Genomic DNA, 5,308 nt, shown 5'->3' with positions numbered 1-5,308 from the left:
CACAGATCCCCGCCGCGGCGGGCCGCCGTGACGCCGATGCGCTGCCCACGTAACTCGCACAAGACCTCGCCCGCCCATTCCTGGCCCGGCGATTCCTCGCCCGCCGATACGTCAGGGGAGTCATGAGGAACAGGCGGGTGGACAGCGGCCCCCGCAGCGGATGGCGTGGCTTCTGTGGTGCGGCCGGCCACCATCCGTCAGACCTTCGCCGGTGGGCCGACCGGCAACGTGGCGCCGGCAACCAGCACGGACTCAGCAACACCCAACCCGGCTTCGATCTCCTCGGGTGTGGCGGGCCGGTGCTGGTCGCGTTCGGCGATCCACCGGATGGAGTCATCCGGCTCGGCGTCGTTGACAAAGGTGCGGAACCGGGCCAGGCGTTCCGGGTCTTTGAGGGTGGCCGCCCATTCGTCCTCATAGTTGGCGATGTGCCGGGCCATGGCCTCTTCCAGATCGGCTGCGATGCCCAGGGAGTCGCCGACGACCACGGCCTTGACGTGCTCGATCTTCCCGTCCAGCTCTTCCTGCCAGCGCGCGGTACGCTGCAGGCGGTCAGCGGTGCGGATGTAGTACATGAGGTATCGGTCGATGTAGGCGATCAGGGTGTCGTCGTCCAACCCTTGCGCCAGCAGCTCACCGTGGACCGGTGTGGCCCCGCCGTTGCCGCCCACGTAGAGGTTCCAACCGTCGGAGGTGGCGATCACTCCGATGTCCTTGGCCCGGGCCTCCGCGCATTCCCGTGCGCAGCCGGAGACCCCCATCTTGAACTTGTGCGGGGAACGCAATCCCCGGTAGCGCAGTTCCAACCGGATGCCCATGCCGACCGAATCCAGCACGCCGTATCGGCACCACGTGGAGCCCAGGCAGGACTTCACGTTGCGCAACGCCTTGCCGTAGGCCTGGCCGGACTCGAATCCGGCCTCCACCAGTTCCTTCCAGATTTCGGGCAGCTGCTCTAACCGGGCACCCAGCATGGTGATCCGCAGCGCACCGGTGAGTTTGGTGTAGAGCCCGTACTTCTTGGCCACCTCACCGATCACGATCAACTTCTCGGGCGTGATTTCTCCACCGGGCATGCGCGGGACCACCGAGTAGGTGCCGTTGCGCTGCATGTTGGCCAGGGCACGGTCGTTGGTGTCCTGCAGCCCGCCGCGCCCGGCGTCAAGTACGTACTCATCGCGCTGAGAGGCCAGCACGGAGGCCACCGCGGGCTTACAGATGTCACAACCCAGCCCGGAGCCGAATCGTTGCAGTACCGCATTCCAAGAGTCCAGATCCAAGGCTCTGACGGCCTCGAACAGCTCGGTCCGGGACAGTTCGAAGTGCTCGCACAAGGCCTTGGAGACTTCGACGCCGGCCTTGGCCAGTTCCCGGTCCAGGGTTTTCTTGAGCATGGGGATGCAGGACCCGCACTGGGTGCCCGCTTTGGTGCAGGTCTTCAGCTCGGGCATCTCGTGAACGCCGCAGGCCACTGCCTCGCGCACCGCACCGAAGCTGACACCGTTGCAGGAGCACAGCTCGGCGTCGTCGGGAAGCTCCGCATCCGGCGCCTCACCACCGGCGGCCGACAGGTAGAGTCCGGGTTCGGCGGGAAGTTCACGATCCAGCAAGGGACGCAACGACTGGTAGGGGGCGGCATCGCCCACGAACACCCCGCCCAGCAGGGTCTTGGCATCGGCCGTGGTCACGATTTTCTGGTAGAGCCCGCGGGCCGGATCGGCGTAGACGATCTCCAGGCAGCCCTCGGTCTGGCCGTAGGCATCTCCGAAGGAGGCCACGTCCACTCCGGAGAGTTTGAGCTTGGTTGCGGTGTCGAAACCGTCGAAGCTCGAGGAACCACCGGCCAGGCGGTCAGCCACGATCTCCGCCATCGCGTTGGCCGGTGCCACCAGGCCCACGCACTGGCCGTCGAAACTGGCAACCTCACCGATGGCCCAGACATGATCGGCCGAGGTCCGACAGGCGTCGTCGATCACCACTCCGCCGCGCGCAACCGTGGTGATCCCGCAGTTGAAGGCCAGCCGGTCCCTGGCGCGGATGCCTGTGGAGACCACCACCATGTCCGCGGGCAGGTCGGGGGAATCCGTGAACTCGACCGCGCTGACCTCGTTGGTTTTCTTGTCCAGCTTGATGCCGGAGGGGCGCTGCCCCATGTGCAGCCCCACACCGCGCTGGGAGATCAGGGCGTTGAGCGCCTGCCCCGCTCCCTGGTCCAGTTGCGCGTTCATCAGCCACTGGCGCGAGTGCACCACCGTGGATTCGGCCCCCAGTTCTTGGAGCCCACCTGCGGCTTCCAGCCCCAACAAACCACCACCGACGACGGCGGCGCGCGGTGTTCGTCCCAGCTTCTCCCGCAGCCGCTGCACCTCCGCGCGGATGGCAGCGACATCTTCAAGGGTGCGATAGACGAAGGCCCGCTGGGCCCCGGGAATGTTCAACCGAGCCGCATCGGAACCTGTGGCCAGCACCAGTTCATCCCACTCGAAACTGGTCTGTGGAACCTGTCGCCCGGCGTCGTCCGCGGTGTGCCCGCTTGGGGAGGTCTGTGCGGCGACGGAACTATCGGGGGCATCCGTGCGCAGCGTCTTGGTGGCCGGGTTGATCTCGCGAACCTTGCAACCCGTACGCAGCCGCACCCGGGGGTCCTCCCAGATGGACCCGGCCCCCAGCGTCAGGTCCACTTCACGGGACAGCGCCTTGGACAGCTGAACGCGGTCGTAGGGTAGGTGCGGCTCGTCGGCAAAGACATCGAGGACCACGTGATGGTCCTGTGCCGAAAGCACGGCTTCGGCAAAGCGGTGTGCGGCCGGACCACCACCGACGACTGCGATGCGCTGCGGGTTGTTGGGTGTGAACGGTGAACGACTCACGGCACTGCCTCCTCCCCCGGGGACCGCCCCGGGACACCACAACCGTAGAAATGTGCCGTTGCCCTGGGCTTTCACCACTGTTGCAAGCGTGTTGCCGGCAACCTCACACTGACCAACGGTGGTGTGAGGGCACTGTGTCCGGTTGGCAACACCGGGGAGAATCCACCGACACGCGGGCGCGGGATCCTGGGATCAACCGGTGGGGTCTTGAGCCCGTCAAGACCGTCCGATGCCGATTCAGCACACACCGGCGGTCACCGAGCACCGATGCGTGTGGTGCAACCGCCAGAACTGGAGTGATCGATGTCGACCATGACCGAACCCGCACAGGCAAGGCCTCGGGAGAATGAACTCGGCAGTCCGACCCAGCCCGTCACCGGGCGAGCGGTGGACGTTTGTGCGTTGGCGGATCTGGAGCCGGCCGTGGCCGTTGCCGCGCGTGTGGACGGCATCCAAATCGCACTGGTCCGACTTCCCGATGACACAGTTCACGCCGTGGATCACCGTGATCCACGCACGGGGTCGTGCACGATTGCCCGCGGCATCGTGGGCTCCAAGAACGGTGAGCCCACCATCGCGGCGCCGCTGTACAAGGAGGTGTACTCCCTGATCACGGGTGCGTGTCTGTCCAATCAGGACTACCGGTTGCTCACCCATCCGGTGGAGGTGACTGACGGCCGGGTACGCGTGACCGCGATGCGTGAGGCACCAGCACGCTGAGGTCTCCCGACCTGCCACTATCGCTGAAGTTGCTGCAGGTTGAAGTAACCTGCGCGGGCGGAAACTGCCGTTTCGACGGTGGCTTCACGCGGTGAGGAGCGCGCGTAATTGCTCTTTGACCGCGTCCAGGCGGGCCGCTGCGTGCTTGCGCGCCGCCGCCAGTGCCTCCGGGGCGGACACCTCCGTGACCGCCTCCAGGTAGCACTTGAGCTTGGGTTCCGTGCCGGAAGGACGCACGATCACGCGAGTGTCATCTGCCGTGAGCAACAGCAAACCGTTCGTGGGCGGCAGCGGTGAGTCCGCAGGCGGATTGGCAAGGTCACGGACCTCCACCACGGGGGAGCCGGCCAGCTCCGTGGGGGTGTGCTCCCGCAGCGTGGTCATCATCTGCGGAATCAGGGAAAGGTCAGAAACCCTGATGGAAAGCTGATCCGTGGTGAACAACCCGTGTTCCACCGCCAGCGATGCTAACTCATCGGCCAGGGACCGGCCCAGCGTGGCTGCCTGCTGCGCCAGTCGTGCCACGGCGACGGCGGCGGAGATGCCGTCCTTGTCCCTCACGGTCTGCGGCTGGATGCAGTAACCCAGGGCTTCCTCGTAGCCGTAGATGATCCCCGGCTGCCGGGTGATCCACTTGAAGCCGGTGAGGGTCTCCCGGTGTTCCACACCGGCTGCCGCAGCCATCCGTCCCAGCCAGCGGGAGGACACAATCGAGTTGGCCACCACAGCCCCGGCCTCCCCGGCGTGATCACGCAGGGCCGCCAGACCCAGCAGCACACCCACTTCATCCCCGCGCAGCATCCGCCACCCGTCCACGAAGGCGGGGTGGTGGGCGTCGGGAACGGCAACGGCGCAGCGGTCGGCGTCGGGGTCATTGGCGATGATCAGATCAGCCCCCACCTCCCGGGCCAACTCGAAGGCCAGGTCAAGGGCACCCGGTTCCTCCGGGTTGGGGAAGGCCACCGTGGGGAAGGTCGGATCCGGGGTGTGTTGCGCGCGCACGGGGTGCACGTCCGCGAACCCCGCGCGGGCCAGTGCCTCCACAGTGGTGGGTCCACCCACGCCGTGCATGGCGGTCAGCACGATCTTGGGCGACGACGACGCTCCAGCACCCGCCGGAGCTGTTGCGGCACCAGGTAGAACTGGGTTGGTCGCTGACTCCCGGGTCCCGCCGGTGCCACCGGGCACGATCGCGTCCAAATAGTGTGATTCCACCAGGTAGGGCAGCACGGTCCACCCGTCCTGGGCCACGGGGAGTTGACGCAGATCACCCACAGCATCAATGTGCGCGGCGATCTGGCTGTCATGCGGCGGCACGATCTGGCATCCGCGACCGTTGTCCTCAACGGCACGCCCACCCAGATAGATCTTGTACCCGTTGTCCGCTGCAGGGTTGTGGGAGGCGGTGACCATCGCACCCACTTCGGCGTCGTACTCCCTGACGGCCCAGGCCAGCACAGGGGTGGGCAGCGGACGCGGCATGATCAGGGTTTCCAGTCCAGCAGCGGTGAAGACCGCAGCGGTGTCCTGGGCAAAAACCTGAGAGTTCTTCCGGGAGTCGAAACCGATCACGGCCCGGGGTGCGCGTTCGGCATCTCCTCCGGCCACCTCCAGCACGTGGGCGGCAACACCGGCTGCCGCACGTTGGACCACCACGCGGTTCATGCGCATCGGACCCGCGCCGAGTTCGGCTCGTAGCCCTGCCGTGCCGAACTGCA

General features: G+C 66.6%; 3 protein-coding genes. 1 reads left to right on the top strand and 2 read right to left on the bottom strand.

The window, feature by feature from the left end; all coding sequences use genetic code 11:
* Window positions 1-197: 197 nt before the first annotated feature.
* Window positions 198-2,870: a nitrite reductase large subunit NirB gene (nirB, locus tag L979_RS12310; RefSeq protein WP_047692500.1), complete on the bottom strand. Its 2,673-nt coding sequence runs from the start codon at window positions 2,868-2,870 to the stop codon at window positions 198-200.
* A 312-nt stretch (window positions 2,871-3,182) separates the two neighbouring features.
* On the opposite strand from nirB, the gene nirD reads away from it, so the two are divergent.
* On the top strand, window positions 3,183-3,590 hold the full coding sequence (gene nirD / locus L979_RS12305) for a nitrite reductase small subunit NirD (RefSeq protein WP_081994465.1): 408 nt from the start codon (window positions 3,183-3,185) through the stop codon (window positions 3,588-3,590).
* An 84-nt stretch (window positions 3,591-3,674) separates the two neighbouring features.
* On the opposite strand, the gene L979_RS12300 is transcribed toward nirD, so the two are convergent.
* The coding region (locus L979_RS12300) for a phospho-sugar mutase (RefSeq protein ID WP_047692499.1) at window positions 3,675-5,308 on the bottom strand (1,634 nt) is incomplete at its 5' end.

It is taken from the genome of Kocuria sp. ZOR0020 (assembly GCF_000800955.1).
Classification (GTDB): domain Bacteria; phylum Actinomycetota; class Actinomycetes; order Actinomycetales; family Micrococcaceae; genus Kocuria; species Kocuria subflava.
Note: the sequence above shows the minus strand (reverse complement) of the source record. Positions and strands in the feature narration are given on the sequence as shown.